This is a genomic window from Pseudomonas sp. TMB3-21, assembly GCF_054898145.1.
Genome location: NZ_CM142718.1, coordinates 4,070,157 through 4,096,313, shown reverse-complemented (window position 1 = coordinate 4,096,313; position 26,157 = coordinate 4,070,157). Strand labels below are relative to the sequence as shown.

General features: G+C 58.0%; 27 protein-coding genes. 14 read left to right on the top strand and 13 right to left on the bottom strand.

Translation table 11 applies throughout. The features are described from left to right. Window positions 1-33 precede the first annotated feature (33 nt). Both ACYZTS_RS18820 and ACYZTS_RS18815 read left to right on the top strand, forming a co-directional pair. Complete coding sequence (locus ACYZTS_RS18820) at window positions 34-1,332, top strand: MFS transporter (protein ID WP_461991163.1); 1,299 nt, start codon at window positions 34-36, stop codon at window positions 1,330-1,332. 21 nt (window positions 1,333-1,353) lie between these two features. Beyond that, window positions 1,354-2,331 (top strand): NAD(P)-dependent oxidoreductase, encoded by a 978-nt coding sequence (locus ACYZTS_RS18815; RefSeq protein ID WP_461991161.1) that lies wholly within the window; start codon window positions 1,354-1,356, stop codon window positions 2,329-2,331. A 147-nt stretch (window positions 2,332-2,478) separates the two neighbouring features. Here the strand turns inward: ACYZTS_RS18815 and ACYZTS_RS18810 are convergent, their stop codons facing one another. The 4 genes from ACYZTS_RS18810 to ACYZTS_RS18795 all read right to left on the bottom strand — a co-directional run bounded on the left by ACYZTS_RS18810 (window position 2,479) and on the right by ACYZTS_RS18795 (window position 8,083). After that, window positions 2,479-3,666 carry a pyridoxal phosphate-dependent aminotransferase gene (locus ACYZTS_RS18810; protein WP_028620055.1) on the bottom strand — a complete coding sequence of 396 codons (1,188 nt, stop codon included), beginning with the start codon at window positions 3,664-3,666 and terminating at the stop codon, window positions 2,479-2,481. A gap of 40 nt (window positions 3,667-3,706) precedes the next feature. After that, window positions 3,707-5,332 (bottom strand): methyl-accepting chemotaxis protein, encoded by a 1,626-nt coding sequence (locus ACYZTS_RS18805; protein WP_461991159.1) that lies wholly within the window; start codon window positions 5,330-5,332, stop codon window positions 3,707-3,709. A 286-nt stretch (window positions 5,333-5,618) separates the two neighbouring features. Further along, window positions 5,619-6,761, bottom strand: coding sequence for a glycerate kinase (locus tag ACYZTS_RS18800; RefSeq protein WP_461991157.1), 1,143 nt, complete (start codon window positions 6,759-6,761; stop codon window positions 5,619-5,621). Between the two features lie 197 nt (window positions 6,762-6,958). Continuing rightward, window positions 6,959-8,083 carry a sugar diacid recognition domain-containing protein gene (locus ACYZTS_RS18795; protein WP_461991155.1) on the bottom strand — a complete coding sequence of 375 codons (1,125 nt, stop codon included), beginning with the start codon at window positions 8,081-8,083 and terminating at the stop codon, window positions 6,959-6,961. Window positions 8,084-8,356: 273 nt separating this feature from the next. On the opposite strand from ACYZTS_RS18795, the gene ACYZTS_RS18790 reads away from it, so the two are divergent. Both ACYZTS_RS18790 and rarD read left to right on the top strand, forming a co-directional pair. Beyond that, window positions 8,357-9,370, top strand: a complete 1,014-nt coding sequence (locus ACYZTS_RS18790) for an aldo/keto reductase (protein ID WP_461991153.1) — start codon at window positions 8,357-8,359, stop codon at window positions 9,368-9,370. Between the two features lie 101 nt (window positions 9,371-9,471). Further along, complete coding sequence (rarD, locus tag ACYZTS_RS18785) at window positions 9,472-10,353, top strand: EamA family transporter RarD (protein WP_461991152.1); 882 nt, start codon at window positions 9,472-9,474, stop codon at window positions 10,351-10,353. Window positions 10,354-10,412: 59 nt separating this feature from the next. Here the strand turns inward: rarD and hppD are convergent, their stop codons facing one another. Further along, window positions 10,413-11,489 (bottom strand): 4-hydroxyphenylpyruvate dioxygenase, encoded by a 1,077-nt coding sequence (hppD, locus tag ACYZTS_RS18780; RefSeq protein ID WP_028620049.1) that lies wholly within the window; start codon window positions 11,487-11,489, stop codon window positions 10,413-10,415. Between the two features lie 425 nt (window positions 11,490-11,914). On the opposite strand from hppD, the gene ACYZTS_RS18775 reads away from it, so the two are divergent. Beyond that, window positions 11,915-13,450, top strand: a complete 1,536-nt coding sequence (locus ACYZTS_RS18775; RefSeq protein ID WP_461991149.1) for an EAL domain-containing protein — start codon at window positions 11,915-11,917, stop codon at window positions 13,448-13,450. 235 nt (window positions 13,451-13,685) lie between these two features. Then, window positions 13,686-14,051, top strand: a complete 366-nt coding sequence (locus tag ACYZTS_RS18770; RefSeq protein ID WP_028620047.1) for a histone-like nucleoid-structuring protein, MvaT/MvaU family — start codon at window positions 13,686-13,688, stop codon at window positions 14,049-14,051. Between the two features lie 163 nt (window positions 14,052-14,214). On the opposite strand, the gene ACYZTS_RS18765 is transcribed toward ACYZTS_RS18770, so the two are convergent. Further along, on the bottom strand, window positions 14,215-14,739 hold the full coding sequence (locus tag ACYZTS_RS18765; protein ID WP_461991147.1) for a DUF4946 domain-containing protein: 525 nt from the start codon (window positions 14,737-14,739) through the stop codon (window positions 14,215-14,217). A gap of 144 nt (window positions 14,740-14,883) precedes the next feature. Here ACYZTS_RS18765 and gloA point away from each other — a divergent pair, with 144 nt between their 5' ends. Next, window positions 14,884-15,405, top strand: coding sequence for a lactoylglutathione lyase (gloA, locus tag ACYZTS_RS18760; RefSeq protein WP_028620045.1), 522 nt, complete (start codon window positions 14,884-14,886; stop codon window positions 15,403-15,405). Between the two features lie 66 nt (window positions 15,406-15,471). On the opposite strand, the gene ahpF is transcribed toward gloA, so the two are convergent. From ahpF to ACYZTS_RS18745, 3 genes are all read right to left on the bottom strand, one after another. Then, window positions 15,472-17,037 (bottom strand): alkyl hydroperoxide reductase subunit F, encoded by a 1,566-nt coding sequence (gene ahpF / locus ACYZTS_RS18755; protein ID WP_461991145.1) that lies wholly within the window; start codon window positions 17,035-17,037, stop codon window positions 15,472-15,474. Window positions 17,038-17,164: 127 nt separating this feature from the next. Next, on the bottom strand, window positions 17,165-17,728 hold the full coding sequence (gene ahpC / locus ACYZTS_RS18750; RefSeq protein ID WP_028620043.1) for an alkyl hydroperoxide reductase subunit C: 564 nt from the start codon (window positions 17,726-17,728) through the stop codon (window positions 17,165-17,167). Window positions 17,729-17,866: 138 nt separating this feature from the next. After that, window positions 17,867-18,805 carry a site-specific integrase gene (locus tag ACYZTS_RS18745; protein WP_461991143.1) on the bottom strand — a complete coding sequence of 313 codons (939 nt, stop codon included), beginning with the start codon at window positions 18,803-18,805 and terminating at the stop codon, window positions 17,867-17,869. 181 nt (window positions 18,806-18,986) lie between these two features. Between ACYZTS_RS18745 and ACYZTS_RS18740 the strand changes: the two genes are divergently transcribed. Beyond that, the gene (locus ACYZTS_RS18740; RefSeq protein ID WP_461991141.1) at window positions 18,987-19,997 is read left to right on the top strand and encodes a DNA-binding protein; all 1,011 of its coding nucleotides are present in this window, start codon (window positions 18,987-18,989) and stop codon (window positions 19,995-19,997) included. Here the strand turns inward: ACYZTS_RS18740 and gorA are convergent. Both gorA and galU read right to left on the bottom strand, forming a co-directional pair. Beyond that, window positions 19,994-21,352, bottom strand: coding sequence for a glutathione-disulfide reductase (gene gorA, locus ACYZTS_RS18735; protein ID WP_461991139.1), 1,359 nt, complete (start codon window positions 21,350-21,352; stop codon window positions 19,994-19,996). The two genes, ACYZTS_RS18740 and gorA, sit on opposite strands and share 4 nt — an antisense overlap. Before the next feature lie 130 nt (window positions 21,353-21,482). Beyond that, complete coding sequence (gene galU, locus ACYZTS_RS18730; protein ID WP_028620038.1) at window positions 21,483-22,322, bottom strand: UTP--glucose-1-phosphate uridylyltransferase GalU; 840 nt, start codon at window positions 22,320-22,322, stop codon at window positions 21,483-21,485. Between the two features lie 288 nt (window positions 22,323-22,610). Here galU and ACYZTS_RS18725 point away from each other — a divergent pair, with 288 nt between their 5' ends. Together ACYZTS_RS18725 and ACYZTS_RS18720 are read left to right on the top strand one after the other, a co-directional pair. Further along, the gene (locus ACYZTS_RS18725) at window positions 22,611-22,799 is read left to right on the top strand and encodes a hypothetical protein (protein WP_028620037.1); all 189 of its coding nucleotides are present in this window, start codon (window positions 22,611-22,613) and stop codon (window positions 22,797-22,799) included. Window positions 22,800-22,941: 142 nt separating this feature from the next. After that, window positions 22,942-23,223, top strand: a complete 282-nt coding sequence (locus ACYZTS_RS18720) for a hypothetical protein (RefSeq protein ID WP_028620036.1) — start codon at window positions 22,942-22,944, stop codon at window positions 23,221-23,223. An 11-nt stretch (window positions 23,224-23,234) separates the two neighbouring features. Here ACYZTS_RS18720 and ACYZTS_RS18715 read toward each other — a convergent pair whose 3' ends face one another. Then, window positions 23,235-23,465, bottom strand: a complete 231-nt coding sequence (locus ACYZTS_RS18715; RefSeq protein WP_028620035.1) for a hypothetical protein — start codon at window positions 23,463-23,465, stop codon at window positions 23,235-23,237. 72 nt (window positions 23,466-23,537) lie between these two features. After that, a complete protein-coding gene (locus tag ACYZTS_RS18710) occupies window positions 23,538-23,894 on the bottom strand; it encodes a hypothetical protein (protein ID WP_461991137.1) in 357 nt (118 codons plus the stop codon). A gap of 212 nt (window positions 23,895-24,106) precedes the next feature. On the opposite strand from ACYZTS_RS18710, the gene ACYZTS_RS18705 reads away from it, so the two are divergent. From ACYZTS_RS18705 to alkB, 4 genes are all read left to right on the top strand, one after another. Then, the gene (locus ACYZTS_RS18705) at window positions 24,107-24,409 is read left to right on the top strand and encodes a DUF1883 domain-containing protein (protein WP_028620033.1); all 303 of its coding nucleotides are present in this window, start codon (window positions 24,107-24,109) and stop codon (window positions 24,407-24,409) included. A gap of 34 nt (window positions 24,410-24,443) precedes the next feature. Continuing rightward, window positions 24,444-24,614: a hypothetical protein gene (locus tag ACYZTS_RS18700; protein WP_162472726.1), complete on the top strand. Its 171-nt coding sequence runs from the start codon at window positions 24,444-24,446 to the stop codon at window positions 24,612-24,614. 127 nt (window positions 24,615-24,741) lie between these two features. Beyond that, window positions 24,742-25,449 carry a 2OG-Fe(II) oxygenase gene (locus ACYZTS_RS18695; protein ID WP_461991136.1) on the top strand — a complete coding sequence of 236 codons (708 nt, stop codon included), beginning with the start codon at window positions 24,742-24,744 and terminating at the stop codon, window positions 25,447-25,449. A gap of 3 nt (window positions 25,450-25,452) precedes the next feature. Beyond that, window positions 25,453-26,118 carry a DNA oxidative demethylase AlkB gene (gene alkB / locus ACYZTS_RS18690; RefSeq protein ID WP_461991134.1) on the top strand — a complete coding sequence of 222 codons (666 nt, stop codon included), beginning with the start codon at window positions 25,453-25,455 and terminating at the stop codon, window positions 26,116-26,118. The last annotated feature ends 39 nt before the right edge of the window (window positions 26,119-26,157 follow it).

Genomic DNA, 26,157 nt, shown 5'->3' with positions numbered 1-26,157 from the left:
TGCGACAAAAACAACAAGCTCAGGAGCACCCTCATGAAAACTGCAACACTCGCCGCCCGCCGCTGGTGGTACATCATGCCCATCGTGTTCATCACCTACAGCCTGGCGTATCTGGATCGCGCCAACTACGGGTTCGCCGCCGCCTCCGGCATGGCCGACGACCTGATGATCACACCCGGGATGTCTTCTTTGCTCGGCGCGCTGTTCTTCCTTGGCTACTTTTTCTTCCAGGTGCCGGGCGCGATCTATGCGCAAAGGCACAGCGTGAAGAAGCTGATTTTCGTCAGCCTGATTCTCTGGGGCGGCCTCGCGACATTGACCGGGGTGGTCTCCAGCGCCTACTGGCTGATCGTCATCCGCTTCATGCTCGGCGTGGTCGAAGCCGCGGTCATGCCGGCGATGCTGGTCTACCTCTGCCACTGGTTCACCCGTGCCGAACGCTCGCGGGCCAACACCTTCCTGATCCTCGGCAACCCGGTGACCATGCTCTGGATGTCAGTGGTGTCTGGCTATCTGGTGCAGCATTACAGCTGGCGCTGGATGTTCATCATCGAAGGTTTGCCGGCGGTATTCTGGGCGTTCATCTGGTGGCGCCTCGCGGATGATCGACCGTCCCAAGCGAAGTGGCTGAGCGATGAGGAAAAGCATGACCTGGAAAGCGCCCTCGCCGCCGAACAGGTTGGTATGAAAGCGGTAAAGAACTACGCCGAAGCGTTTCGCTCGCCGAAGGTGATTATTCTGGCGCTGCAGTTTTTCTGCTGGAGCATCGGTGTTTATGGTTTTGTGCTGTGGTTGCCATCGATCCTCAAGGCTGGCGCGCAGATGGACATGGTTGAAGCGGGTTGGCTCTCGGCATTGCCTTACCTGGCCGCAGTGATCGCCATGCTGCTGGTCTCTTGGGGCTCGGACAAACTGCAGAAACGTAAACGCTTTGTCTGGCCGCCATTGCTGATTGCTTCTATAGCTTTTTACGGTTCCTACGCCCTCGGTGCCGAACATTTCTGGTGGTCGTACACCTTGCTGGTGATTGCCGGTGCTTGCATGTACGCGCCTTACGGGCCGTTCTTCGCGATTGTGCCGGAGATTCTTCCAGCCAACGTTGCGGGGGGCGCGATGGCGCTAATCAACAGCATGGGCGCACTCGGTTCGTTTGGCGGTTCGTATCTGGTCGGCTATTTGAACAGCTCCACCGGTTCGCCCGGAGCATCCTATCTGTTAATGAGCGGCGCGCTGATGCTGTCCGTGGTGCTGACGATTTTCCTCAAGCCCGGCGCCAGTGACCGGGTCGTTGCCAAACCGGTTGGGCAACAGCCGATGGCAACTCATTCCTGAATTGAAGTTGAGATGACGACGATGAAAAAGCACGTTGTGTTGTACAAAAAACTCTCGCCGCCGCTGATGGCTCGATTGCAGCAGCAGGCCGAGGTCACGCTGATCGAGAGCCTCGACGCCGCCGGCCTGGCGCAACTACACGACGCCCTGCCCCGTGCTCACGGGTTACTCGGGGCCAGCCTCAAACTCGACGCCGCGCTGCTGGATCTGGCGCCGCATCTGCAAGCGATTGCCAGCGTTTCGGTAGGCGTCGACAACTACGACATCGACTACCTGACCGAGCGCCGGATCCTGCTCAGCAACACGCCGGACGTACTCACTGAAACCACCGCCGACACCGGTTTTGCGCTGATCCTGACGACAGCCCGGCGGGTGGTGGAACTGGCCAACATAGTTCGCGTCGGCGAATGGACGCGTAATGTCGGCCCGGCGCACTTCGGCACCGACGTGCACGGCAAAACCCTCGGCATCATCGGCATGGGGCGTATCGGTGAGGCTTTGGCTCAGCGTGGGCATTTCGGGTTTGGCATGCCGATCATCTATCACAGCCACTCGCCAAAACCGGCGGTGGAACAGCGGTTCGATGCGCAATACCGCAGCTTGGCGGCGTTGTTGCAAGAAGCGGATTTTGTCTGCCTGACATTACCGCTGACCGCTGAAACCGAACGGCTGATCGGCGCAGAACAATTTGCGCAGATGCGCCCGGAGACGATTTTCATCAATATCTCTCGAGGCAAAGTGGTGGACGAAGCGGCGATGGTCGATGCGTTGCGTGCGGGGCAAATTCGCGCGGCGGGGCTGGATGTGTTCGAGCGTGAACCGCTTGGCTCTGACTCGCCATTGCTGCAAATGCACAACGTGGTAGCGACACCACATATCGGCTCGGCGACCCATGAGACTCGGGAGGCGATGGCAGCGTGTGCGGTGGACAATCTGCTGGCGGCGCTGGCGGGTGAACGGCCACAGAATCTGGTGAATACAGACGCGTGGCAAGGCTAAGGAATTCAGCGCCTGTCAGCCAGTCTTCGCGGGCAGGCCGCGCTCCCACAGGGTCTTGGCGTTGAACACATATATTGTGAACACCGCAAAACCCTCTGTAGGATCAAGCTTGCTCGCGATGAAGCCAACACACACACCATAAAATCTTCAGGCGCGCCGCCCTTCGATAAGATCCCCTGCGCACAACGCAATCCGCCGGCAGGCGTCGGCCAGTTTCAATTGGCTCACCACCAAACCAATACGGATATGCCCCGCCGCGCTCGGGCCGAAGGCTTCGCCCGCCAGCACCGAGACGCCATATCCGTCCAGCAAACGTTCGGCGAATCGCTGCGCACAGAGCCCGGTCTGGCGAATATCAACCATCACGAACATCCCGCCATCAGGCCGAATCGGTCGAATGCCCGGGCAGCGGCTCAGGCTCGCGCACACCAGGTCACGCCTCTGACGATACTCATCGCGCATCAGCGCCACTTCCGGCAGATCACTTTCCAGCGCCGCCTGTGCCGCTTTTTGGACAAATTCCGGGATGCCGAACAACATGCACAGCGACAGGTGCTCCAGATGGTCGATCAACGTTTTCGGCCCCAGCACCCAGCCCACCCGCCAACCGCTCATGGCGTGGGATTTGGACAGGCTGTTGATGGTCGCCGTGCGCTCGGCCATGCCGGGCAAACTGGCCGGACTGATGTGGTGGCCCTCGTACAAAAGCTCGCTGTAAACCTCGTCACTGATCAGCCACAAGTCGTGATGAATGCACAGCGCTGCCAACTGCTGCCAGATCATCAAGGACAAACTCGCACCAGAAGGATTATTCGGACTGTTGAGCACGATGACGCGAGTTTTGGCAGTGATCTGCGCCGCGACGTCTGCCGGATCGATGCGAAAGCCATTCTCCGGACGCACCGCCACGGGCACCACTTTCGCCCCGATGGCGCCGAACACGCCTTCATACGTCACGTACATCGGCTCGGCGACGATGACTTCATCACCTGGATTCAACAGGCATTGCGCGACCGAATAGACGCCGCACTGAGCGCCGGGTACGACGATCACCTGATCGGCCTCCAGCACCTGGCCGCAGTGCCGTCGATAGCGGTTGACGATGCTGTCGCGCAATCCGCGAATCCCGCGCACGTCAGGATAATGCGTGTCACCCGCCAGCAGGCTGTCGACGCAGGCCTGGACGATGGGTCGGGGGGTGTCGAAATCCGGATCACCCACCGACAGCAACAGCACGTCGACGCCCTGCTCGCGCAATTCCAGCGCTCGATAATGAATCTGCCAGGCCGCCGCTCCGTCACCGGCGATTCGTTGGGTCAAGGCTGAATAGCGCATGTGCTTCTCCTGTCGCGCGGGATCCAGTCTCAACCCTATCTCAAATCACGAATCGCGCCACCATCGCGTTCAAATCAACAGCCAGGCGCGACAGTTCATGCGTGGCTGCGCTGGTCTGGTTGGCGCCAGCGGCGGACTGCGTGGCCAGGTCGCGGATATTCACCAGATTGCGGTCGACTTCACGGGATACTTGCGCCTGTTCTTCCGAAGCGCTGGCGATCACCAGGTTGCGCTCATTGATCAGCTGGATCGATTGAGTGATCTGATCCAGGGCCACGCCAGCGGCACGGGCCATCTCCAAAGTACTCTGAGTGCGATGATTGCTTTGCTGCATCGAGGAGACCGCTTCACCGGTACCGTTCTGGATGCCGGCGACCATCTTCTCGATTTCCTGAGTCGATTGTGCTGTCCGATGGGCCAACGCCCGCACCTCGTCCGCCACCACGGCAAAACCACGACCGGCTTCCCCGGCACGCGCCGCTTCGATGGCAGCGTTGAGGGCCAACAGGTTGGTCTGCTCGGCGATGGCGCGGATCACGTCCAGCACTTTGCCGATATCGCGCCCCTGAGCAGCCAGGCCTTCGATCATCAGGGAGGTGTTCTGCACGTCATGGGTCATGGTCTGAATAGCGTCGACGGTTTCCACCACTCGATCACGTCCATCACGTGCCACCTGGGTCGAATGGTTCGAGGCTTGCGAAGTCGAAACCGCATTGCGCGCGACCTCTTCCACGGCCGCCGTCATCTCGTTGACGGCGGTCGCGGCCTGTTCGATCTCGTTATTCTGTTGTTGCAGCCCGCGGGATGCTTCTTCGGTCACCGCGCTGAGTTCCTCGGCTGCGGCCCCCAACTGAGTGGCGGAACCGGCGATTTGTTCGATGGTCTTGCGCAAGTTGTCCTGCATGGCGGACAAGGCGCCAAGCAAACGCGCCGGTTCATCCTTGCCGTCGACCTCGATGACTTTACTCAGATTGCCGCTCGCGATGGTTTGCGCGGCTGTCAGCGCGCGATTCAATGGCGTGACGATGCTTCGAGTCAGCAACCAGGCCAACAATACGGTCATCAATGCGGCAACAACAGACACGACAATGATGCCGGTAATGGCGTTGCGGTATTCTTCGCCCGCCTGCGCCAGGGCGCCCTTCGCGTAAAGCGTATTGAGTGCCACCAGTTTGTTGAGCTGCTCGCCCATCTGGTCGGTGCCGTCCTTGATCCGCGTATTGATCAGGCTGCGCATTTCATCGAGATTGCCCTGCCGCGACAACTCTATCATTTGCGTTTGCGCTTGCATGTAGCTGTCGAGGGTCGCGGTGAATGTCTTGTACAGCGCGATCTCTTCCGGCTGAGCCGGCAGCGCCGCGTAACTGGCCTGCGCACTGCGGAGCTTGTCGACGAGAACGGCAATTCGTGCCTTAGCTTCCTGCAACGCGGCCGGATCCCGGTTGACCAGCACCCGGAACGAAAGAATGCGCATACGCAGGACGTTTTCGGTCATGTTGCCGAGGAATCCGACGCTGGGCAGCTGTGTCGTGCCCATGTCCATGGAAGCCTTGTGGATGATCGTCAGACGGCTCGCAGCGAACATGCCCAGGACGACCACCAGCAAAGCAATAAAGGCGAAACCCAGAAATGCTCGGGGCGCGATGTTCAGATTACGCAGGGACATAGGACGATACTCGGATGATGAAACGGCGAGCGTCCTTGCCGAGGTGACTGAATGGCCGGGTTTGCGGCACCCGGTTCAGTTTGGCGGCACTGATGTAAGAAGGTGGGTGCGCCTGTTAGCTGTATCGGCTGGCGTTAAGAATTCCCGCGTGCATCAGCGAAAATATATTTGACTCTGTAGCAGCTGCGGCCTGATCTGTAGCAGCTGCCGAGCCTGCGAGGCTGCGTCCGCTGCTACGCTCTCCCCCATCGTTGCGGGCGTATCGCTCCCATCCACTCAAATTTGATCAGGTGTTGCGCGTGGCCAGCCGCCAGACCCGGGCGATATCGGTGGCTCGCTCTCGCAACAACCGTGGCGCCTCGGCGCACGCTTGCTCCAGCGTCATCGGCCCGCTGGCCAGCGCGAATGCGGCGTCGATGCCATGCTTATAGAGAGCCTGATAATTCTCGCCCAGCGTGCCAGCGAGGACGATGACCGGCACCCGCTGGTGCCGGGCAATCCGCGCAACACCGAAGGGCGTTTTGCCGCGCAAGGTCTGGGCGTCGAAACGACCTTCGCCGGTGATGACCAGATCAGCCTCTATCACCGCTTCAGCGAGGCCAACCAGATCAGCCACCACCTCGACCCCGGCCTTGAACTGCGCCCCCAGAAACGCTTTGGCCGCAAACCCCAGACCGCCGGCAGCGCCGCTGCCCGGTTCGTCGCGCACGTCTTTGCCCAGGACGGCGGCACAGTGTTGGGCGAAGTGTCCGAGGGCGCGGTCCAATTGCTCGACCTGCTGCGGCGTGGCGCCTTTCTGCGGTCCGAAGATCGCTGAGGCACCGTGGCGGCCGCACAGTGGATTGTCGACGTCAGCGGCAATGTCGAAGCGTACCTGCGCGAGGCGCGGATCAAGTTCACTCAGATCGATCCGCGCCAATTGCGCCAACGCCAGGCCGCCCGGTGGCAATTCCTGATCCTGAGCATCTCGCAGTTTCACCCCCAGGGCTTGCATTGCACCCGCGCCACCGTCATTGGTGGCGCTGCCGCCAATCGCCAGGATCACCCGTTGCGCTCCAGCATCCATCGCCTGACGAATCAGTTCGCCGGTGCCGAACGTAGTGCTGACGCACGCATCCCGCTGCCCTGTCGGGACCAGTTGCAGCCCGCTGGCCTCGGCCATTTCGATGATGGCCGTGTGGCTGTCGGGCAACCAGCCCCAAGCGGCATCCACCGCAGCCCCCAACGGCCCGCGAACGCTGGCCCGACGCAATTGGCCTGAGCAGGCCGCCAGCACCGACTCGATCGTGCCTTCGCCACCATCGGCCATCGGACACTTGATCAACTGCGCATCGGGCCAGACGTCCGCCAGCCCCAACGCGATGGCGTCGGCCACCGCCTGGGCACTCAGGCTGTCCTTGAACGAATCGGGGGCGATGACGATTTTCATGGGAATTCTCCGCTGGGCAATGCCTTCATGCTGCCAGCTGCCCCGGACAATAACGCCGGTCGGCTGCACAAGCGGCAGAGAGGATTATTGTTCATTCTGACAAACCCGCTGCCCGGACGCAGCCTCGCAAGCTCGACAGCTGCTACAAATACGCCTCGCGGCCTCCCGGCCTCCCGGCCTCCCGGCCTCGCTACCTGCTACAGCGCCGGGACTTCGTGGTGCGGGAGCAGCTGAACGCCCAGGTACAGCGCGAGCATGCCGTCGAGCCGCAGCGGTTCGACGCCGCTCAACTCGGCGATGCGCTCCATGCGATAGCGCAAACTGTTGCGATGAATGCCCAGCGCATCGGCGCAAGCCTGGCTCTGGCCATCGTGATCGCACCAGCTGCGCAACGTCGCGAGCAACTGGCCGTTACCGTCTCTGGCGATGACTTTGCGCAAAGGGCTAAGCAGCTCGTCCAGCGCATCATCAGCGCGGTGCCGCCATAGCAACACGGGTAGCTGATGGCGGCTCAGCGTCAACAATCGTGATGCGGGCAAAACGTCGCGCCCATACGCCAGCAGATCTGCCACCTGCCGATAACAACGGCGCAACCCCGCCAGGCCCTCGGCCTGCCCGCCCACGGCAATGCGCAGAATATTCCAGCCAAGGCCTTCCAGCTTTTCCAGCAACTGTTCGTTTTCAATCGTCTGGCTGGCCGGTCGGCACCAGAGCAATGAAGATTTCGCGGAACTGACGCACCAACTGTCCGGATAACGGCTGGTCAGCCAGGCGCCAAGAGCGTCAACGGTTTGCCCCGGTCCGTGTTCCATGCCCAGCTCGAACAGACAAGGCACCCGGTTAAGCTGCGGCTTGAGGCCGAGCTGTTGCGCTTCATCGATCAGCCGCGGCGAATCGCCGGCCTCAGTCATCAGCAATGCCAGCAGATCAGCGCAACGCTGGCGCCGCCATTGCTGCTCGCCTTGCTGGTTGCGTTGGCCCACCAGCATTTCCGCGGTCATGCGAACCAGCTCGGCATAAGTGCGCAATTGCTCGGGGTCGCCGGTAATGCCAAGCACGCCGATCAAACGCTGATCAAGCAGCAGCGGCAGATTGATCCCCGGCTGAACACCTTTGAGATGGATCGCGGTCTGCGCGTCGATTTCCACCACTCTCCCGTTGGCCAGCACCAGCTGCGCGCCTTCGTGGCGCGTGTTGACTCTGTCCGGTTCACCACTGCCCAGAATCAGGCCCTGGCTGTCCATGACATTGACGTTGTACGGCAGGATGGCCATTGCCCGGTCGACGATATCCTGGGCCAGGTCGTGATCGAGTTCGAACATAGGGTTGATCCTTGGCAGCGTGACGAATTGGCGGTTGTTCACTTGCACAGAGCAGATCGGCAAACCCCGCGCGCAGACACAACGAATGCGGTCCACTGGTGTGGCCGCAAAACGCTCAGAGCGATCAACGTTACCCTTAGCCTCGCAAAAAATCATGATAAAGAGAGAGCCTCCTTATCACCAAGGTGCCGCAGGCTGCGATCTTTTTCATTTGCCTCGCCAGACTGTTGTGGTATCTGATTGAGCCTTTCCCACTGGCAAAAGGATTTCGTCATGAGCTACCGCACGCTGGGTCATTCGGGTTTGCAGGTGTCCACCCTGACCCTGGGCACCATGATGTTTGGCGAACAGACCAGCACCGAAGATTCACTGCGAATCATCGACAAGGCCTGGGACCAGGGCATCAATTTCATCGACACTGCTGACGTGTATACCAATGGCCGCTCGGAAGAAATCGTCGGCGAAGCCATCGCCGGGAATCGCCACGAATGGGTGCTGGCGACCAAAGTGGGATTCGGCCCCGTCGACGGTGTGCCGAACCGCAGCGGCCTGAGTCGCAAGCACATTTTCAACGGCATCGACGCCAGTTTGACTCGCCTGGGCACCGACTACCTCGATATCTACTACCTGCACCGCGAAGATCACAAAACGCCACTGGAAGTGACGGTGTCGGCCATCGGCGACCTGATCCGCGTGGGCAAGATTCGTTACTGGGGCCTGTCGAACTACCGAGGCTGGCGCATCGCCGAGGTGATTCGCGTGGCCGACAAGCTGGGCATCGACCGACCGGTGATCAGTCAGCCGCTGTACAACATCGTCAACCGCCAGGCAGAGTCGGAACAGATCACCGCGGCCCGGAATTATGGTCTGGGCGTGGTGCCATATAGCCCGCTGGCGCGCGGCGTGTTGAGCGGCAAATATGCGCCGAATGCGCAACCGGATGCCAACAGTCGCGCCGGCCGCGCCGATAAACGCATTCTGGAAACAGAATGGCGCGTTGAATCGCTGCGCATTGCCCAACAGATTCAGCAATACACGCAAGGTCGTGGCGTGGGCATTGTCGAGTTCGCGATCGCCTGGGTACTGAACAACAGCGCTGTGACCTCGGCCATTGTCGGCCCGCGTACCGAAGCCCAGTGGGACGCCTACACTAAAGCGCAAACGGTGAAGATAACGGCCGACGATGAAGCGTTTATCGATTCCCTGGTGACCCCGGGGCATGCGTCGACACCGGGTTTCAATGATGTGAGCCATTTTGTGTCGGGCAGACAACCACGCCAGAACTGAGGAACACACACAGTTTTTCGTATTGATCACTGGTCAATACTGTTGGCAAAAACCACGTATCCTCCGCCCCCCTGTTTCACCCTCAACTTCGCGAGGACAGTTTGTCTAAAGGTATCGCTCTCTCGGTGTCAGCCTCGGTGTTGTTTGCCGTCATGTATTACTACACGTCTCTGCTCACGCCGCTGAGCGGTGTAGAAATTTTCGGCTGGCGAATGCTCTTGACCGTGCCCTGCATGACCGCGTTCATGCTGGTGTCCGGGGAATGGAAACGGGTGGTCGAGATCGTCAGGCATGTGCGTGCCAAGCCAAAACTGATTGCCGGCCTGGTCGCCTCTTCTGCCCTGCTCGGTGTGCAACTCTGGCTGTTCATGTGGGCGCCGCTCAACGGCTATAGCCTTGATGTGTCGCTGGGCTATTTTCTGTTGCCGCTGACCATGGTCCTGACCGGACGTTTGGCTTACGGCGAACGCCTGTCGTATCTGCAGAAAGTTGCAGTATTTTTGGCCTGCCTTGGGGTGCTCAACGAGATCTACCAGGTCGGTGGTTTTTCGTGGGCGACGTTGCTGGTGTGCGTTGGCTACCCGACGTATTTCATCCTGCGCAAGCGGCTGGCGACAGACAATCTGGGCGGCTTGTGGCTGGACATGGCCTTGACGCTGCCCGTCGCGTTCTGGTTCGTGCAGACCGGCGAGCAAGGTTTTGCGGTGTTCGATCAATACCCATGGCTGTCACTGCTGATCCCGCTGCTGGGTGTCATCAGTGCCTCGGCGCTGGTGATCTACATCATCGCCAGCCGGCTGCTGCCGTTCAGCCTGTTTGGCTTGCTCAGTTATGTCGAACCGGTGCTGTTGCTCTGCGTTGCGCTACTGCTGGGGGAAAGCATCAAGGCCGGCGAATGGCTGACGTACATTCCGATCTGGCTGGCGGTGGTGGTATTGGTGTTTGAGGGGTTCAAGCATCTGATGCGACAGCGACGGCCATAAGCTGCGATTGTTTGATCCAAAAAAAACCGGTCAGCGACCGGTTTTTTTATGCGACAGGTTTAGTCAGTGGACAACACACCCCGACGAACCTGGTCCCGCTCGATCGATTCGAACAGTGCCTTGAAATTGCCTTCACCGAACCCGTCATCGCCTTTGCGCTGGATGAATTCGAAGAACACCGGCCCCATCAGGGTTTCCGAGAAGATCTGCAGCAACAAACGACGGTCGCCCGATTCCGAAGAACCGTCCAGCAGAATGCCGCGCGATTGCAGTTCATCAACCGGCTCGCCGTGATTCGGCAGACGGCCTTCAAGCATTTCGTAGTAAGTTTCTGGCGGCGCGGTCATGAAGCGCATACCGATGCTCTTCAGGTGATCCCAGGTTTTGACCAGGTCATCCGCCAGGAAAGCCACGTGCTGGATGCCCTCGCCGTTGAACTGCATCAGGAACTCTTCGATCTGCCCCGCGCCTTTGGACGACTCTTCGTTCAACGGGATGCGGATCATACCGTCCGGCGCGGTCATCGCTTTGGACGTGAGACCGGTGTACTCGCCTTTGATGTCGAAGTAGCGGATCTCACGGAAGTTGAACAGCTTCTCGTAGAAGTTCGCCCAGTAGGCCATGCGCCCGCGATAAACATTGTGGGTCAGGTGGTCAATGATTTTCAAACCAGCGCCAACCGGGTTGCGGTCCACACCTTCGAGGTACACGAAGTCTATGTCGTAGATCGAGCTGCCTTCGCCAAAACGGTCGATCAGGTACAGCGGCGCGCCGCCAATGCCTTTGATCGCCGGCAGGTTCAGCTCCATCGGACCGGTTTCGATATGGATCGGTTGCGCGCCCAGTTCCAGCGCACGTTTATAGGCCTGTTGCGAATCCTTGACGCGAAACGCCATGCCGCACACCGACGGGCCATGCTCGGCCGCGAAGTATGAGGCGACGCTGTTAGGTTCGTTGTTGAGGATCAGATTAATCGCGCCCTGACGATACAGGTGCACGGCTTTGGAACGGTGGGTCGCGACTTTGGTGAAGCCCATGATCTCGAAGATCGGCTCCAGCGTGTTCGGAGTTGGCGATGCGAATTCGATGAATTCAAAGCCCATCAGGCCCATCGGGTTTTCGTATAAATCTGCCATGGTTTGGCGCCTCATCATTTTTCTTGTCAATTAACGAATCGTTACTAACGAGTAATGCTGAGACCGGCGGGTGGCGCGCAGGAGATGCCCCGCACGCTGCGGGCGAGGAAGTCACCGTAGATCAATTGAAACCCGAAACTCTTCATTGACGACCCAGGGCTGATACGAGCGAGGCTTCTGCTGCCAGAAGACGATTATTCTTATATGCGTAACCGGATTCTACACAGCGTAAATAGGTTTGTCCGTCTTCTGTATGAAATCCTCCTTTGCGCGGCCGGCGCAAGGCCCCGTCACACACGAAAATTGCCCACGCAAGCAGCACAAGCCGTCAAGGCCAACTATCATGGCCTGCTGATCGAACTCTTTTTGGGAGGCCGTTGACCTGCCAGCATTTGATAGCCCTTTATTCGTCACAGGTTTCGCAAATGCCACTGAGCGTAAAATCCCGACGCAACCGCAGCGCCCGCATCGCTGTCACTGTGTTGAGCGGCTTGATCCCGATGGCACTCGGGGTCGCCATTCTTTACATGCAAGCCCAGCGTACTCTTCAACAGAGCACCGAGCACATCGCCGAAGAGGCCGTTCGTCAATTTGAATTGATGCTCGATAACACTGCCCAAGCGGCGCGGGAACTACTGCCGCTGGCGGGTCAACGTTGCGAAGAGGTCAAACTCGCGCTGCGTGAGCAGGTCACTCGCCGCCCGTTCGTGCGCTCGACCAATCTGGTGTGGGACAACGATCTTTATTGCAGTTCGTTGTTCGGCGACTTTCAAGAGCAGGTCAACCCGGGTGATTACACCGACGGAAAGTTGTGGCTGATGAACGGCAATCCGGTCACGCCCAATACGTCTCTGTTGGTGTATCGGCTCAGCGAAGGCAAACAGGGTGCGTTGACCACGCTGGACGGCTATCACCTGAGCAATGTGCTCCGTTTGATCGGCCGTAAAACCTCCCTGCTCTTGCAGGTCGGCCCAAACTGGCTGTCTGCCGACGGCAAGGTGCACCGCGACGCCCTTCCCGATCTGCCGGTCGCCGAAAGCAAACTCAGCTCCAGCCGCTATGCGTTCACTGTGGCTGCCGGTTTCCCCGAAGGTGAAACCTGGCGCTACATGAGCAGCGAGTATCCCCCACTGTTCAGCTTGCTGATTTTCTTTGGCATCGTCTCGGGTGCGATCGGGCACATCCTGCAGAAGCGCGCGACCTCACCCAGCCACGAAATGCAGCGCGCCCTGGAAGCGGCGGAGTTCATTCCGTACTTTCAACCCGTCGTGCATGGCGACAATAAAAAGTGGTCCGGCGCCGAGGTGTTGATGCGCTGGAATCATCCGAGGGAAGGCCTGGTGAGACCGGACTTGTTCATTCCGTTTGCCGAGCACTCCGGACTGATCGTACCGATGACGCGCTCATTGATGCAGCAGACGGCGCGCATACTCGCGCCTGTGCAGGCTTCATTCAACGGACCGTTTCATGTGGGCATAAACATCACCGCCAGCCACTGTAAAGATCTGGAACTGGTCAACGATTGCCGTGCGTTTCTCGATGCATTCGCGCCCGGTGCGGTCAACCTGGTGCTGGAGCTGACCGAACGCGAACTCATCGAGCCGACCGCCATCACCCATCAACTGTTCGAACGGCTTCACGAACTGGGTGTGATGATTGCCATTGATGACTTCGGCACCGGGCATTCAAGCCTGGGCTATTTGCGGCAATTCAACGTCGATTTTCTGAAAATCGATCAAAGTTTCGTGGCCATGATCGGCGCCGACGCGCTCTCTGGACACATTCTGGAGACCATTATCGAACTCTCGGCCAAGCTCGACCTGGGCATCGTTGCCGAAGGCGTGGAGACAGAAGAGCAAAGTGAATACCTCACTGCCCACGGCGTCAACTTTCTGCAAGGTTATCTGTATGGACGACCGATGTCCGGTGCTGATTTCATTAGCGCATTAAGTAATCATTAACTCGAATTAATTTATGGCAAGACAACGAGTTAACGCACCAAATTGAATCAGAACATTACACTTGTTACATGCAGACAAGGTCAAGATTTACTCTTTGCTGATTAACTACTACAATTTTTTGGTACCTGCCCTAGATGGGCGGATGAGCCTCTTATCACCGAGTCGCTTCAAGGCTCTTGGCTTGTAGCTTTGTTTGCGGTTGGTATCAGCCAAACCCATTATTGGAGTAAAGATATTGTCCAGACTCGCTGAATTCCGTGCAGCTGAAAAGGCTCTTCAAGAACAGCTCAAGCAGCTGGAATCCCTGAAGAACGACGCCGGGCTCAAGAAAGAAATCGAATTCGAAGAAAAGCTCCAGGGACTGATGAAAACCTATGGCAAGAGTTTGCGCGACATCGTTGCCATTCTCGATCCGAATCCGGCGAAATCAGGCCTGCAACAGTCTGCCGCACCGAAAACCCGCCGCGCGCGCGTGGTCAAGGTGTATCAGAATCCACACACTGGCGAATTGATTGAAACAAAAGGCGGCAATCATCGCGGCCTGAAAGCGTGGAAGGAAAAGTACGGCGCGTCCACCGTCGATTCCTGGTTGCGCGGTTGAGTACAACAGTCACTCGCAGTAGCCCTGTACGTGCAGGGCCTTTCATGAACTTCTTCTAAAGGCGACGAGCTGACCAGGATTTTTTTCGAATCGGGGGACAACTTTATTCTAATTTTCTAAGCAGTTATCTACGCGAACAAAACCACCCGAAAAATGACTGTCATTAAAGTTTTAGACTGTTACGTGCAGCCTCTATCTCGACCTGGCTCGCCTTGTAAGCTTCAGCCTGACCTGCATACGACAAAACATAGGCCTTGTCAGCATCCACTGCCGCGACCAATGTCTGCGAGAGTACATGCCGCCCGTTCTGCGTAATGGTGCAGGTAGTTTCCAGTGCTGTCAGTCGGCTCAGGGTGGCCGGGTGAATCTTGTTGCAAACACTCTGATAACCGCTCTGAAAGAAATCCTTCTGCACCGACTTGCGCATCTCCAGCAACACCCCTTGGAGATTGACCTGATGGTCGCTCGCGACTGGCGTCATGGTCAGCTCCATCACGACCACCGGCGTGCCTCCCGCATCGTTTTTGACCGCCCGTTGGCGGGACACCTTGGGTGAGGCGTCATCTTGCGGCACTGCCTCGACTTCCCAGCCGTTCGGCCAACTGATCAACGGTGTGTCGGCGAGCGCAGCCGTGCCCCCGGACAATAGGCAAATCAGCACAAACAGAGTTTGATGGAATCGAATCATCGCGGAAAGACACTCGTGAATTGACCGTCAAAGTCTGAGCCTCACGCGACGGACAGGCAATAGCTGGCGGTTTGCGTTTGGTGATGCAGGCGCCCTTGCGTATCATTGACGCATCGACAGCCCCAACTATTTTCCGGAGGGCCCATGAGCCTGCAAGAACTGAACAACGTCCCGGGCGTCACCGCCCAACCCGACACCGCGACCCAGAAATTCGTGTTCAACCACACCATGCTGCGGGTCAAGGACATCACCAGGTCGCTGGACTTCTACACCCGCGTACTCGGTTTTTCGCTGGTGGAGAAACGTGATTTCCCGGAAGCGGAATTCAGCCTGTATTTCCTCGCACTGGTCGACAAAAACCAGATCCCGGCCGACGCGGCTGCTCGCACCGAATGGATGAAGTCGATCCCCGGCATTCTCGAACTGACGCATAACCACGGCACCGAAAACGACGCGGATTTTGCCTACCATAACGGCAATACCGACCCACGCGGCTTCGGCCACATCTGCATCTCGGTTCCAGACATTGTGGCCGCGTGCGAGCGCTTCGAAGCGCTGGGCTGCGACTTCCAGAAGCGCCTCAACGATGGCCGCATGAAAAGCCTGGCCTTCATCAAGGACCCGGATGCTTACTGGGTCGAGATCATTCAGCCTGCAGCGATGTAATTCCTGGCGTGAAACAAAATACCCCATGATCGCTCATGGGGTTTTGTGTTTTCAGCGTCGGGGTGTTTACGCCGGGGCTGACGACCGGATCAGGTGATCGAATGCGCTCAGGGAAGCCTTCGCGCCCTCGCCCACCGCAATCACGATCTGCTTGTACGGCACGGTGGTCACGTCACCGGCAGCAAATATGCCAGGCATCGAAGTTTCACCGCGGGCATCCACAATGATCTCGCCGCGAGGTGACAGCTCGATGGTGCCTTTGAGCCAGTCAGTGTTGGGCAGCAAACCGATCTGTACGAAGATGCCTTCCAGGTTGATCGTAGTGAACTCACCCGAATCGCGGTCTTTGTAAACCAGACCGTTGACCTTCTGGCCATCGCCCTTCACTTCACTGGTCAACGCACTGGTGATCACATCCACGTTGGGCAGACTGAACAGCTTGCGCTGCAGCACAGCATCCGCACGCAACTTGCTGTCGAACTCCAGCAACGTGACGTGGCTGACAATACCGGCCAGATCGATCGCCGCTTCAACGCCGGAGTTACCGCCGCCAATCACCGCAACGCGCTTGCCTTTGAACAGCGGACCATCGCAATGCGGGCAGAAGCATACGCCTTTGGCTTTGTATTCCTGCTCCCCCGGAACCCCCATTTCACGCCAGCGAGCGCCGGTCGCCAGAATCAGCGCCTTGGTTTTTAGCGTCGCGCCGCTTTCGAAGCGCACTTCGTGCAGTTCGCCGGGATTTTTCGCCGGGATCAGCGCAGTGGCACGCTGCAGATTCATGATATCGACGTCGTACTGCTTGACGTGTTCTTCCAGCGCGCTGGCCAGTTTCGGCCCTTCGGTTTCCTGCACGGAGATGAAGTTTTCGATGGCCATGGTGTCCAACACCTGCCCGCCAAAACGCTCAGCCGCAACGCCGGTGCGAATGCCTTTACGCGCAGCGTAGATTGCCGCCGAGGCACCTGCCGGGCCACCGCCAACCACGAGCACATCAAAAGCGTCCTTGGCGCTGATCTTCTCCGCCTGACGTTCGATGCCGGTGGTGTCGAGCTTGGCGAGGATTTCTTCCAGACCCATGCGACCCTGACCGAAGTTGACACCATTGAGGTAGACACTCGGCACCGCCATGACCTGACGCTCATCGACCTCGGCCTGGAACAACGCACCGTCGATAGCGACGTGATGAATGTTCGGGTTCAGCACGGCCATCAGGTTCAGCGCCTGGACCACGTCCGGGCAGTTCTGGCAGGACAGCGAGAAGTAGGTCTCGAAGCTGAACTCGCCTTTGAGCGAACGAATCTGTTCGATGACTTCAGCACTGGCTTTCGATGGGTGGCCGCCGACCTGCAGCAAGGCCAGCACCAGCGAAGTGAATTCGTGGCCCATCGGGATGCCGGCGAAACGCAGGTTGATATCGGCACCGGGGCGATTGATCGAGAACGATGGCTTACGGTTATCGTCACCGTTATCGAGCAGAGTAATTTGAGTGGAAAGACTGGAAACGTCTTTCAGCATTTCGAGCATTTCCCGGGATTTCGCACCGTCGTCGAGGGAAGCAACGATCTCGATCGGTTGGGTGACCCGTTCCAGGTACGATTTCAACTGGGCTTTAAGAGTGGCGTCCAACATACGGGCGATTTCCTTTTGACATAGACATAAAAAAACGCCCGAGCGAATCTCGCCCGGGCGTTTTTTGAGGGCGGTGCAGCTTACTTAGTAGGTGCGGAGTTCCGCCCTGATGGTGCGCGTCACAGACTTAGATCTTGCCGACCAGGTCCAGGGACGGAGCCAGAGTGGCCTCGCCTTCTTTCCACTTGGCTGGGCAAACCTGGCCTGGGTGAGCAGCAACATACTGAGCAGCCTTGATTTTGCGCAGCAGCTCGGAAGCGTCACGGCCAACGCCGCCATCGTTCAGTTCAACGATTTTGACCTGACCTTCAGGGTTGATCACGAAGGTGCCACGGTCAGCCAGACCAGCTTCTTCGATCAGTACGTCGAAGTTGCGAGAGATGACGTGGGTCGGGTCGCCGATCATGGTGTACTGGATTTTGCCGATGGCTGGCGAAGTGTTGTGCCAGGCAGCGTGGGCAAAGTGGGTGTCGGTAGAAACGCTGTAAATTTCGACGCCCAGTTTTTCGAACTCGGCGTAGTTGTCAGCCAGGTCTTCCAGTTCAGTCGGGCAAACGAAAGTGAAGTCGGCTGGGTAGAAGAATACGACAGACCATTTGCCTTTCAGGTCAGCGTCCGACACTTTCACGAAGTCGCCATTTTTGAAGGCGTCTGCTTTGAACGGTTTAACTTGGCTGTTGATGATAGGCATCAGTGACTCTCCGTCAGGGGTTAAGAACTTGATGGAGTGAACTCTACCGACTCGATGGACGGATGGCTCATTGGCAAACTTGATGCTGTTGATGGGTTTTCGCTATTAGCCGAGGCTATTAATAGAAGAAAAGCGTCTCTAGCCTGGCATGACCTTTTCCTCAAGCCGCGCCATGCCAAGGAACGGACTCGCTTCGATGTAGCGCATCGCCGACTTCATGTCTTTCCAGCCGACGTAGCTCATCAAGGATTTAAGGTCCCAGCCGCTTTGATGCGCCCAACTGGCGAATCCCCGTCGCAAGGAGTGGCTGGTGTAATGCTCGGCGGCGATACCGGCACGCTGAAGTGCGTTTCGTAATAGCGGGATGACGCTGTTGGCGTGCAGCCCCTCCTCGCTCAAATTGCCCCAGCGATCGATACCGCGAAACACCGGACCGCGGACCAACGCTGCTTCGGTAATCCACGCGCTATACGCCTGCACCGGACATAACCGTTGCAGCGCCGGGGTCTGGTAAGTCTTGCCGAGGTTTTCGCGATCACTTTTGCTGCGCGGAAGGTACAGCGTGATGCCTGAGCCATCGACTGCGCGCACATGCTCGATGTGCACGCGGCATAACTCGTCGCTGCGGAAACCGCGCCAAAAGCCCAACAGGATCAGGGCCGTGTCACGCCGGGCGCGCAGGAGTGAAGGCTGGTCGTGTTCTGACCTTGCAACCTCGGCTTCCAGTTCCAACGCGGCTACCACTTGCTCCAGATGCTGAAGCTGCAATGGCTCGGCCTGCTTTTCCTGCGCCGGATGCAGCGCCCTGATGCCTTTGAACACCTTGCGCACCACGGGCGCCTTGGTAGGGTCGGCGAAGCCCTGGCTGTTGTGCCATTGGCCCAGCGCCGACAAGCGCAACTTCAAGGTATTGATCGACAACTCACCGGCATAGGCGACCAGGTAACGCGCAACGCTGTCCGCCGTGGCCGGGAGGAAACCGCCCCAGGTCACCTCGAAATGTTCAACGGCCGCGCGGTAACTGCGCCGCGTGTTATCGCGTGTGGCAGCTTCCAGGTATCGATCCAGATCGCTCATGAAATTAGCCTTTTGGATTCCCGTGTACATCGATCGTGGCATTTGCAGGCGATTAACGGCCTCACCTTGGGTAATACCAGTATATCCCGTATTAGAAACTTACAGTTCTTCTCTTTAACGTAGTCATGGTACATTGCGTTATAGGTGGTACGTACCACAGTACGAAATCGTAGGAGAGCACATGGCTCGCGGCGGCATTAACAAAGCAGTGGTTCAAACAGCACGGTTGGCGATTCTGGCTCGGGGCGAACACCCCAGCATCGACGCTGTAAGAATCGAGATGGGTAACACCGGTTCAAAAACCACTATTCATCGTTACTTGAAGGAGCTGGACGACGGCGTAGAACCCGACGCGCCCTCCTCCGAACCCATCGACGACGAGCTGGCTGCGCTTGTTGCGCGCCTTGCACAGCGCCTCAAAGAGCAAGCCCAGGAACCTATTGATCAGGCGCGCGCACAGTTCGAGCAGCAACGCCAACAGCTGGCCAGCGAGCTGACAGATGCACAGGAAGCAAATGACGAGTTGCAGCAGCAATACGAGGTGCAAACCCTGGCGCTGACTCAGGAATCGGACACGCTGCAAAACACCCTCTCATTGCTGCAAAGCGAGCAGACGCGCAACGCCGGGTTGAACCAGGCGCTGGCCGATTTCGAATTACGCTTACAGGACAAAGAAGAGCAAATCCGCTCGCTGGAAGAAAAACACCTGCACGCGCGTGGTGCACTGGAGCACTATCGCAACGCGGTCAAAGAACAGCGAGAGCAGGAGCAACGCCGCCACGAAGGTCAGGTGCAGCAGATTCAGATGGAGTTGCGTCAGGCCCAGCAAAGCGCGCTGATCAAGCAGGACGAGATCACCCAGCTGCACCGCGACAACGAGCGCCTGCTGACCGAGAACCGCGGCACATTGCGCGAACTGAGCCTGATGCAGGAGCAGCTGAAACAAACGCACACCCGGCAGGATCAATTGCTGGAACAGGTCAACCGCATCGACAGCGAACGCACCCTCCTTCAGGAACGTTTGCGCGCCGCGATGCTGGAGAGCCAGTCGCTGAAGCAGAACGTCGAGGAGCAGTCGCAGATCAACAAAACGCTGGAAGTCACGTTACTCAAGACTCAGGCGAGCCTTGATGAAAGCGCGCGCCTGGCCGCTGTCGTTGCAACAGCGGCAGACGCCGACAAGGACGATTAACCGGCGACGGGCGTACGCATCGTCACGAACTCTTCGGCCGCCGTCGGGTGCACGCCGATGGTGTCGTCGAAGTCGCGCTTGGTCGCCCCCGCCTTCAGAGCGATCGCCAGACCCTGAACGATTTCGCCGGCATCCGGCCCGACCATGTGACAGCCCAGAACCTTGTCGCTCTTGCCGTCGACCACGAGCTTCATCAGCGTGCGTTCCTGGCAATCGGTCAGGGTCAGTTTCATCGGGCGGAAGCGGCTTTCGAAGACCACTACGTCATGGCCGGCTTCACGCGCCTCCTCTTCGGTCAGGCCGACGGTGCCGATGTTCGGCAGACTGAACACTGCAGTCGCGATCATCTTGTAATCGACCGGTCGATATTGCTCAGGCTTGAACAAGCGACGCGCCACGGCCATGCCTTCAGCCAGTGCAACAGGCGTGAGCTGCACGCGACCGATCACATCGCCCAAGGCCAGGATCGACGGCTCGGCGGTCTGATACTGCTCGTCAACTTCGATGAAGCCTTTCTTGTCGAGCTTGACGCCAGTATTTTCCAGCCCGAGGTTATCCAGCATCGGACGCCGCCCGGTGGCGTAGAACACGCAATCAGCTTCCAGCGCACGACCGTCCTTCAGCGTCGCCTTCAGGCTGCCATCAGCGAGTTTTTCAATGCGTTCGATGTCGGCGTTGAATTGCAGGTCCATGCCACGCTTCGTGAGTTCTTCGTGCAAATGCTTGCGCACGGCCCCGTCGAAGCCACGCAGGAACAGGTCGCCGCGATAGAGCAAGGTCGTCTCGGCGCCAAGGCCGTGGAAAATCCCGGCGAACTCAACAGCGATGTAACCACCACCAACGACCAGTACACGCTTGGGCAGCTCTTTGAGAAAGAACGCCTGATTGGAACTGATCGCGTGTTCGTGCCCGGGAAACTCCGGAATCTGCGGCCAGCCGCCGACGGCGACCAGAATGTGCTTGGCGCTGTGGCGCTCGCCATTGATCTCGACCGTATGCGGATCAACGATCTTGGCGTGGCCTTCGTGCAGCGTGACGCCACTGTTGACCAGCAGATTGCGGTAGATGCCGTTTAGGCGATTGATCTCGCGATCCTTGTTGGCGATCAGTGTCGCCCAATCAAATTGCGCTTCACCCAACGTCCAGCCAAAGCCGGCAGACTGCTCGAAGTCCTCGGCGAAATGCGCGCCGTAAACCAGCAATTTTTTCGGCACGCAGCCGACATTCACACAAGTGCCGCCCAGATAACGGCTCTCGGCCACCGCCACTTTCGCGCCGAACCCCGCCGCAAACCGCGCAGCCCGCACACCACCGGAACCGGCACCAATCACATAAAGGTCAAAATCGTAGGCCATTTTCAATCTCCTCAGCAGGCCAACAGCATACCTGTAGCCATTGGTTGGGCAAGCGCTGCGAGTTATGTGGGGACGGAAAATGAAAAAGCCACCCGAAGGTGGCTTTTTAGTACAAACAGGTCAAACGCTATCAGTAAGCCTTGCCAGTCTTGTAGAAGTTCTCGAAGCAGAAGTTGGTTGCTTCGATGTAGCCTTCAGCGCCACCGCAGTCAAAGCGCTTGCCTTTGAATTTGTAGGCAATCACGCAACCGTTTTTAGCCTGCTTCATCAGGGCGTCGGTGATCTGGATCTCGCCGCCTTTGCCTGGCTCGGTTTGTTTGATCAGGTCAAAAATGTCCGGGGTGAGGATGTAGCGACCGATGATCGCCAGGTTCGACGGGGCATCTTCCGGGGCCGGCTTTTCAACCATGTTGCGCACGCGGTACAGATCATCGGCAATCAGCTCGCCGGCGATCACGCCGTACTTGTTGGTTTCCTGCGGATCCACTTCCTGAATCGCGACGATGGTGCAGCGGTACTGTTCGTACAGCTTGACCATCTGGGTCAGCACGCCGTCGCCTTCCAGGTTGACGCACAAGTCGTCCGCCAGCACGACCGCAAACGGTTCGTCGCCGATCAGCGGGCGACCGGTCAGGATTGCGTGGCCCAGGCCTTTCATTTCGGTTTGACGGGTGTAGGAGAACGAGCACTCATCCAGCAGCTTGCGGATGCCGACCAGGTACTTTTCCTTGTCGGTGCCTTTGATCTGGTTTTCAAGCTCGTAGCTGATGTCGAAATGGTCTTCCAGGGCACGCTTGCCACGACCGGTGACGATGGAAATCTCGGTCAGGCCGGCGTCCAGTGCTTCTTCAACCCCGTACTGGATCAGTGGCTTGTTTACCACCGGCAGCATTTCTTTGGGCATGGCTTTAGTCGCTGGCAGGAAGCGAGTACCGTAACCGGCTGCTGGGAACAAGCATTTCTTGATCATATGAGTCCTTGAAAGGGCTGTGTGTACGAGTTTCGGCGCAGTCTAATCAGGCGGCGTGCACCTTACAATGCCCCGCGCTGGCTAACCGATGCCATCATAGAGAAATATTCAGGCTGATAGTTCCGCATATAGTTCCGCATCACTTCGCCGCCCTTTATAGATAGCAGAGATTCCAACCTACACGGGCGGTTTCAAGACATCGCATCCGGACCACCATACGCGCATCAGCACCGGTTACGTGCATTTGGCGCTATCATTGCGCAATTGAACCAGCCAACGAGGCAGATGATGTCGGAAGCAAAAAGCGTCAACGGGTTCCTGATCAATCAGGCAAAAGATGGGCAGTGGTGGGTGGATGGCGTTGGCGGCGAGAATATCGCCGGGCCGTTCCCGACCGAAGCAATGGCTATTGAGGTAGCCTCCGTACTGGAGCTTGAGCACCCGGCCCCCAAACGCCGCGGCAAGGACAAGACCTGATTCCGCACGCCCCTGCACGACCAAGCCCTGCCAAGCGCAGGGCTTTTTTACGAAATCCTGAAGCGAAGTGGCCTTTCGCTATAACCTTTTGACACCAGCGCTGTCACAGGCTTAGCCCATCAACATTGACGATGACCACGACATGACTAAATTTTTGCCACTGTTCGCAATACTGGCCCTGAGCGGCTGCGCAACTTCTGAAAAAACTTACCTCGACAACGGCCAGACCGGCCTGACCATCGACTGCTCCGGCGAAGCCAATTCCTGGGCCGCCTGCTATGAGAAAGCCGATGCATCGTGCGCCGGCACTGGCTATCGCATCGTCGGCACCGATGGAACGCCATCCTCGAAGGAAAGCGATAAGACCCTCGGTGTCGATGTCGGCAACTACAAGAACCGCAGTGTCGTGGTGGTCTGCAAGTAGGGCGCCCTGCCCTACATGTGAATTTCGGCGAATTTGATTCCGAGGCCGCGCACCGTCTCGATCAAATCGTCGAGACGGCCGAAGGATTCGACCTCATCGTTGTCATCGACCAGAAAAAAACTGCGGCCTGCGCTCTTCTTGAAAAATACGATCCATTCCTCCGGCGTTGCCGGATTCTGGATCACATGAGTTGCGCAAACGTGTCCTTGCGCATGCTGCTCTCGTACCTGTTCCCGCTTCATGCCCTACTCCAGAAATGACAATGCCGTCAAAGCATGGCTTAGACGGCATTTATTTTTATCACGAGCAGTTTATCAGCCGGAGATGCACTCAGTCGCTGCGTTGGGTACATCCTTGGGCCGAAACGGCACATTGGAGATGCGCTCGTGCAGCTTGATGCCACTGCCACCGGAACGCTCTTCGATATCGAACACCGCAGCAGGGTCCGACGAAAATTTCTGCGGCACGATGACACGCACTCCGTCCTTGTGCGACTCAACCTGCAGAGCGCCGCGGCTGCTGGCCAGTTTTTCGCTCAGGCATTGCGCGTACTCATGAGGCTTCTTGCCAGAAATCACGCTCATGGTCGGCAGCGTCTCGTTGATCTCGGTGACGCTCGCGCAGCCACTTATCAATGTCGCTACCGGCAAGGCCCAGGCCGCCCACTTCATAGATAACCTCCGATAAACACCCTCCGACAGCACCAACGCTGGTTTTCTCCGAGGCTCACTGCTTTTATCGCTCATAGAATTCCGAATATCTGTTTTAAATTGTCAAAGCGGGGCTCGACGACCCGATAATAACCTGTTCGGGCTGATAAACTGCGCCAATCGCCCATGCTATCGTTTTGATTTTGTAGAAAAAGCCCTTCTGGAGGCGCCTCATGAAATTTATTCACCAGCGCGAGCACCTCAACGAGGACGACATCGTCGTCATTCAATGCTCGCAAATGTGCAACATCCGCTTGATGAACGACGCCAACTTCCGCAGTTTCAAAAACGGCGGCCGCCATACTTACCACGGCGGAGCGTTCGACACCTTCCCGGCGCGAATTACTGCACCGAGTACCGGTTTCTGGAACATCACCATCGACACGGTCAATCGCCGCCCGATCAGCGTGACCCGCAAACCGACGCTGACTCACTCGATCAAGATCATCCGCCGCTCAACTACCAAACTGAGCTGAGTGATATCCGATGCCAACGCAAGCAGGAATGACCGTGGCCCAGACGACCAAATACGTCATCAAATACAAGCTCAACGGTGAACGCCGGTTCGAATTCGCCCAGCTGGAAAACGGCACTGAAGAAGAAGCCAAAGCCGCGCTGGCCAAGATTCATGGTGAGAGCGAGGACGTCATCAGCGAGATCAGCGTGAGCAAAGCGCTGTAACCGACACGCTTACCAATGGACAGGATGTCCCGCGCTCCCCATGAGTTTGACCGCAAGTGCCGGGGTTCAATTACCGCTTCAACATCCCAGACTGACGACTTGATCCAAAGGATTCAGGAGTCGGTAAATGTATGACGCGCGTTCGCTTGAAGCAATCGACTGGGCGGGAGTGGAACAGCATCTCGAGCAGGACGGCTGCGCCATTATCAGGTCGTTGCTGAGCACTGAGGAATGCAGTGCGGTCAGCGCGCTCTATTCGCAACCGGCTCTCTTCCGCTCGCGCGTGATCATGGCCCGGCATGGATTTGGTCGCGGCGAGTATCAATATTTCAGCTATCCGTTACCGCAATGGGTCGCCGGATTGCGCCGCTCGCTTTACCCTCGGCTGGTGCCCATCGCCAACCGCTGGCACGAGCACATGAATCTGCCGGGCCGTTTTCCTGAAGCTCACGAGGCATTTATTGAGCGCTGCCATGCCGCCGGTCAGGAACGACCCACGCCGCTGTTGCTGCAATACGGTCCGCAGGATTACAACTGCCTGCACCAGGATGTGTACGGCGAGCAGGTGTTTCCGTTGCAGGTGGCGATTCTCCTTTCAGAACCGGATGAAGACTTTACCGGCGGAGAATTTGTCCTCACCGAACAACGGCCGCGCATGCAGTCGCGCCCTCAAGTGATCAGCCTGAAGCGTGGCGACGCCTTGATCTTCGCCGTTAATCAGCGACCTATTCAGGGTGTTCGTGGCTACTATCGAGTGACGATGAGGCATGGCGTCAGTCGCCTAAACAGTGGTAACCGCCATACCCTGGGAATTATTTTTCACGATGCGTTATGAGCCATGACACCTACCACTTTCGACCTGTTTGCCGACGCCGAGCCCGAACAACCGCCACGGCATGAAAAAATTGGCGAACAGTCCTACGTTTTGCGCGGGTTTGCCCTGCCGTGGCTGGAACGACTTCTGCCTGCGCTGGAGACAGTTCTGACCTCGGCACCCTTCCGCCAAATGATCACGCCCGGCGGTTTCACGATGTCCGCGGCCATGAGCAGCTGCGGCACCTGGGGCTGGACCACCGACCGCAGTGGCTATCGTTATTCCCGTGAAGATCCGCAGACGGGACGATCCTGGCCGCCCATGCCGGAGGCGTTCATGCAGCTGGCGCAGGCCGCGGCACGGGAAGCCGGTTTCAGCGATTTCCTGCCGGATGCCTGCCTGATCAATCGTTATATTCCTGGAGCAAAGATGTCATTGCATCAGGACAAAGACGAAACTTCCTACGCAGCGCCGATCGTTTCTGTCTCACTAGGGCTGCCGGCGATGTTCCTGTTCGGCGGGTTCGAGCGCAGCGATAAAAGCCAGCGGGTGCCGTTGTTGCATGGCGACATCGTGGTCTGGGGCGGTGTCGATCGCTTGCGCTATCACGGCGTATTGCCGATCAAGGAAGGTCATCATCCTCGCTTGGGCGAGCAACGTATCAACTTCACATTTCGCACGGCGCGATGATTGATGAGTTTGACCGCAAGAGTTGGAGTGCGGCGAGCT

Bases quoted from the DNA above. Each gene is read 5' to 3' on its own strand.
- ACYZTS_RS18820 (WP_461991163.1), top strand. From the start codon at position 34: ATGAAAACTGCAACACTCGCCGCCCGCCGCTGGTGGTACATCATGCCC.
- ACYZTS_RS18815 (WP_461991161.1), top strand. From the start codon at position 1,354: ATGAAAAAGCACGTTGTGTTGTACAAAAAACTCTCGCCGCCGCTGATG.
- ACYZTS_RS18810 (WP_028620055.1), bottom strand. From the start codon at position 3,666: ATGCGCTATTCAGCCTTGACCCAACGAATCGCCGGTGACGGAGCGGCG.
- ACYZTS_RS18805 (WP_461991159.1), bottom strand. From the start codon at position 5,332: ATGTCCCTGCGTAATCTGAACATCGCGCCCCGAGCATTTCTGGGTTTC.
- ACYZTS_RS18800 (WP_461991157.1), bottom strand. From the start codon at position 6,761: ATGAAAATCGTCATCGCCCCCGATTCGTTCAAGGACAGCCTGAGTGCC.
- ACYZTS_RS18795 (WP_461991155.1), bottom strand. From the start codon at position 8,083: ATGTTCGAACTCGATCACGACCTGGCCCAGGATATCGTCGACCGGGCA.
- ACYZTS_RS18790 (WP_461991153.1), top strand. From the start codon at position 8,357: ATGAGCTACCGCACGCTGGGTCATTCGGGTTTGCAGGTGTCCACCCTG.
- hppD (WP_028620049.1), bottom strand. From the start codon at position 11,489: ATGGCAGATTTATACGAAAACCCGATGGGCCTGATGGGCTTTGAATTC.
- ACYZTS_RS18775 (WP_461991149.1), top strand. From the start codon at position 11,915: ATGCCACTGAGCGTAAAATCCCGACGCAACCGCAGCGCCCGCATCGCT.
- ACYZTS_RS18765 (WP_461991147.1), bottom strand. From the start codon at position 14,739: ATGATTCGATTCCATCAAACTCTGTTTGTGCTGATTTGCCTATTGTCC.
- gloA (WP_028620045.1), top strand. From the start codon at position 14,884: ATGAGCCTGCAAGAACTGAACAACGTCCCGGGCGTCACCGCCCAACCC.
- ahpF (WP_461991145.1), bottom strand. From the start codon at position 17,037: ATGTTGGACGCCACTCTTAAAGCCCAGTTGAAATCGTACCTGGAACGG.
- ahpC (WP_028620043.1), bottom strand. From the start codon at position 17,728: ATGCCTATCATCAACAGCCAAGTTAAACCGTTCAAAGCAGACGCCTTC.
- ACYZTS_RS18745 (WP_461991143.1), bottom strand. From the start codon at position 18,805: ATGAGCGATCTGGATCGATACCTGGAAGCTGCCACACGCGATAACACG.
- ACYZTS_RS18740 (WP_461991141.1), top strand. From the start codon at position 18,987: ATGGCTCGCGGCGGCATTAACAAAGCAGTGGTTCAAACAGCACGGTTG.
- gorA (WP_461991139.1), bottom strand. From the start codon at position 21,352: ATGGCCTACGATTTTGACCTTTATGTGATTGGTGCCGGTTCCGGTGGT.
- galU (WP_028620038.1), bottom strand. From the start codon at position 22,322: ATGATCAAGAAATGCTTGTTCCCAGCAGCCGGTTACGGTACTCGCTTC.
- ACYZTS_RS18725 (WP_028620037.1), top strand. From the start codon at position 22,611: ATGTCGGAAGCAAAAAGCGTCAACGGGTTCCTGATCAATCAGGCAAAA.
- ACYZTS_RS18720 (WP_028620036.1), top strand. From the start codon at position 22,942: ATGACTAAATTTTTGCCACTGTTCGCAATACTGGCCCTGAGCGGCTGC.
- ACYZTS_RS18715 (WP_028620035.1), bottom strand. From the start codon at position 23,465: ATGAAGCGGGAACAGGTACGAGAGCAGCATGCGCAAGGACACGTTTGC.
- ACYZTS_RS18710 (WP_461991137.1), bottom strand. From the start codon at position 23,894: ATGAAGTGGGCGGCCTGGGCCTTGCCGGTAGCGACATTGATAAGTGGC.
- ACYZTS_RS18705 (WP_028620033.1), top strand. From the start codon at position 24,107: ATGAAATTTATTCACCAGCGCGAGCACCTCAACGAGGACGACATCGTC.
- ACYZTS_RS18695 (WP_461991136.1), top strand. From the start codon at position 24,742: ATGTATGACGCGCGTTCGCTTGAAGCAATCGACTGGGCGGGAGTGGAA.
- alkB (WP_461991134.1), top strand. From the start codon at position 25,453: ATGACACCTACCACTTTCGACCTGTTTGCCGACGCCGAGCCCGAACAA.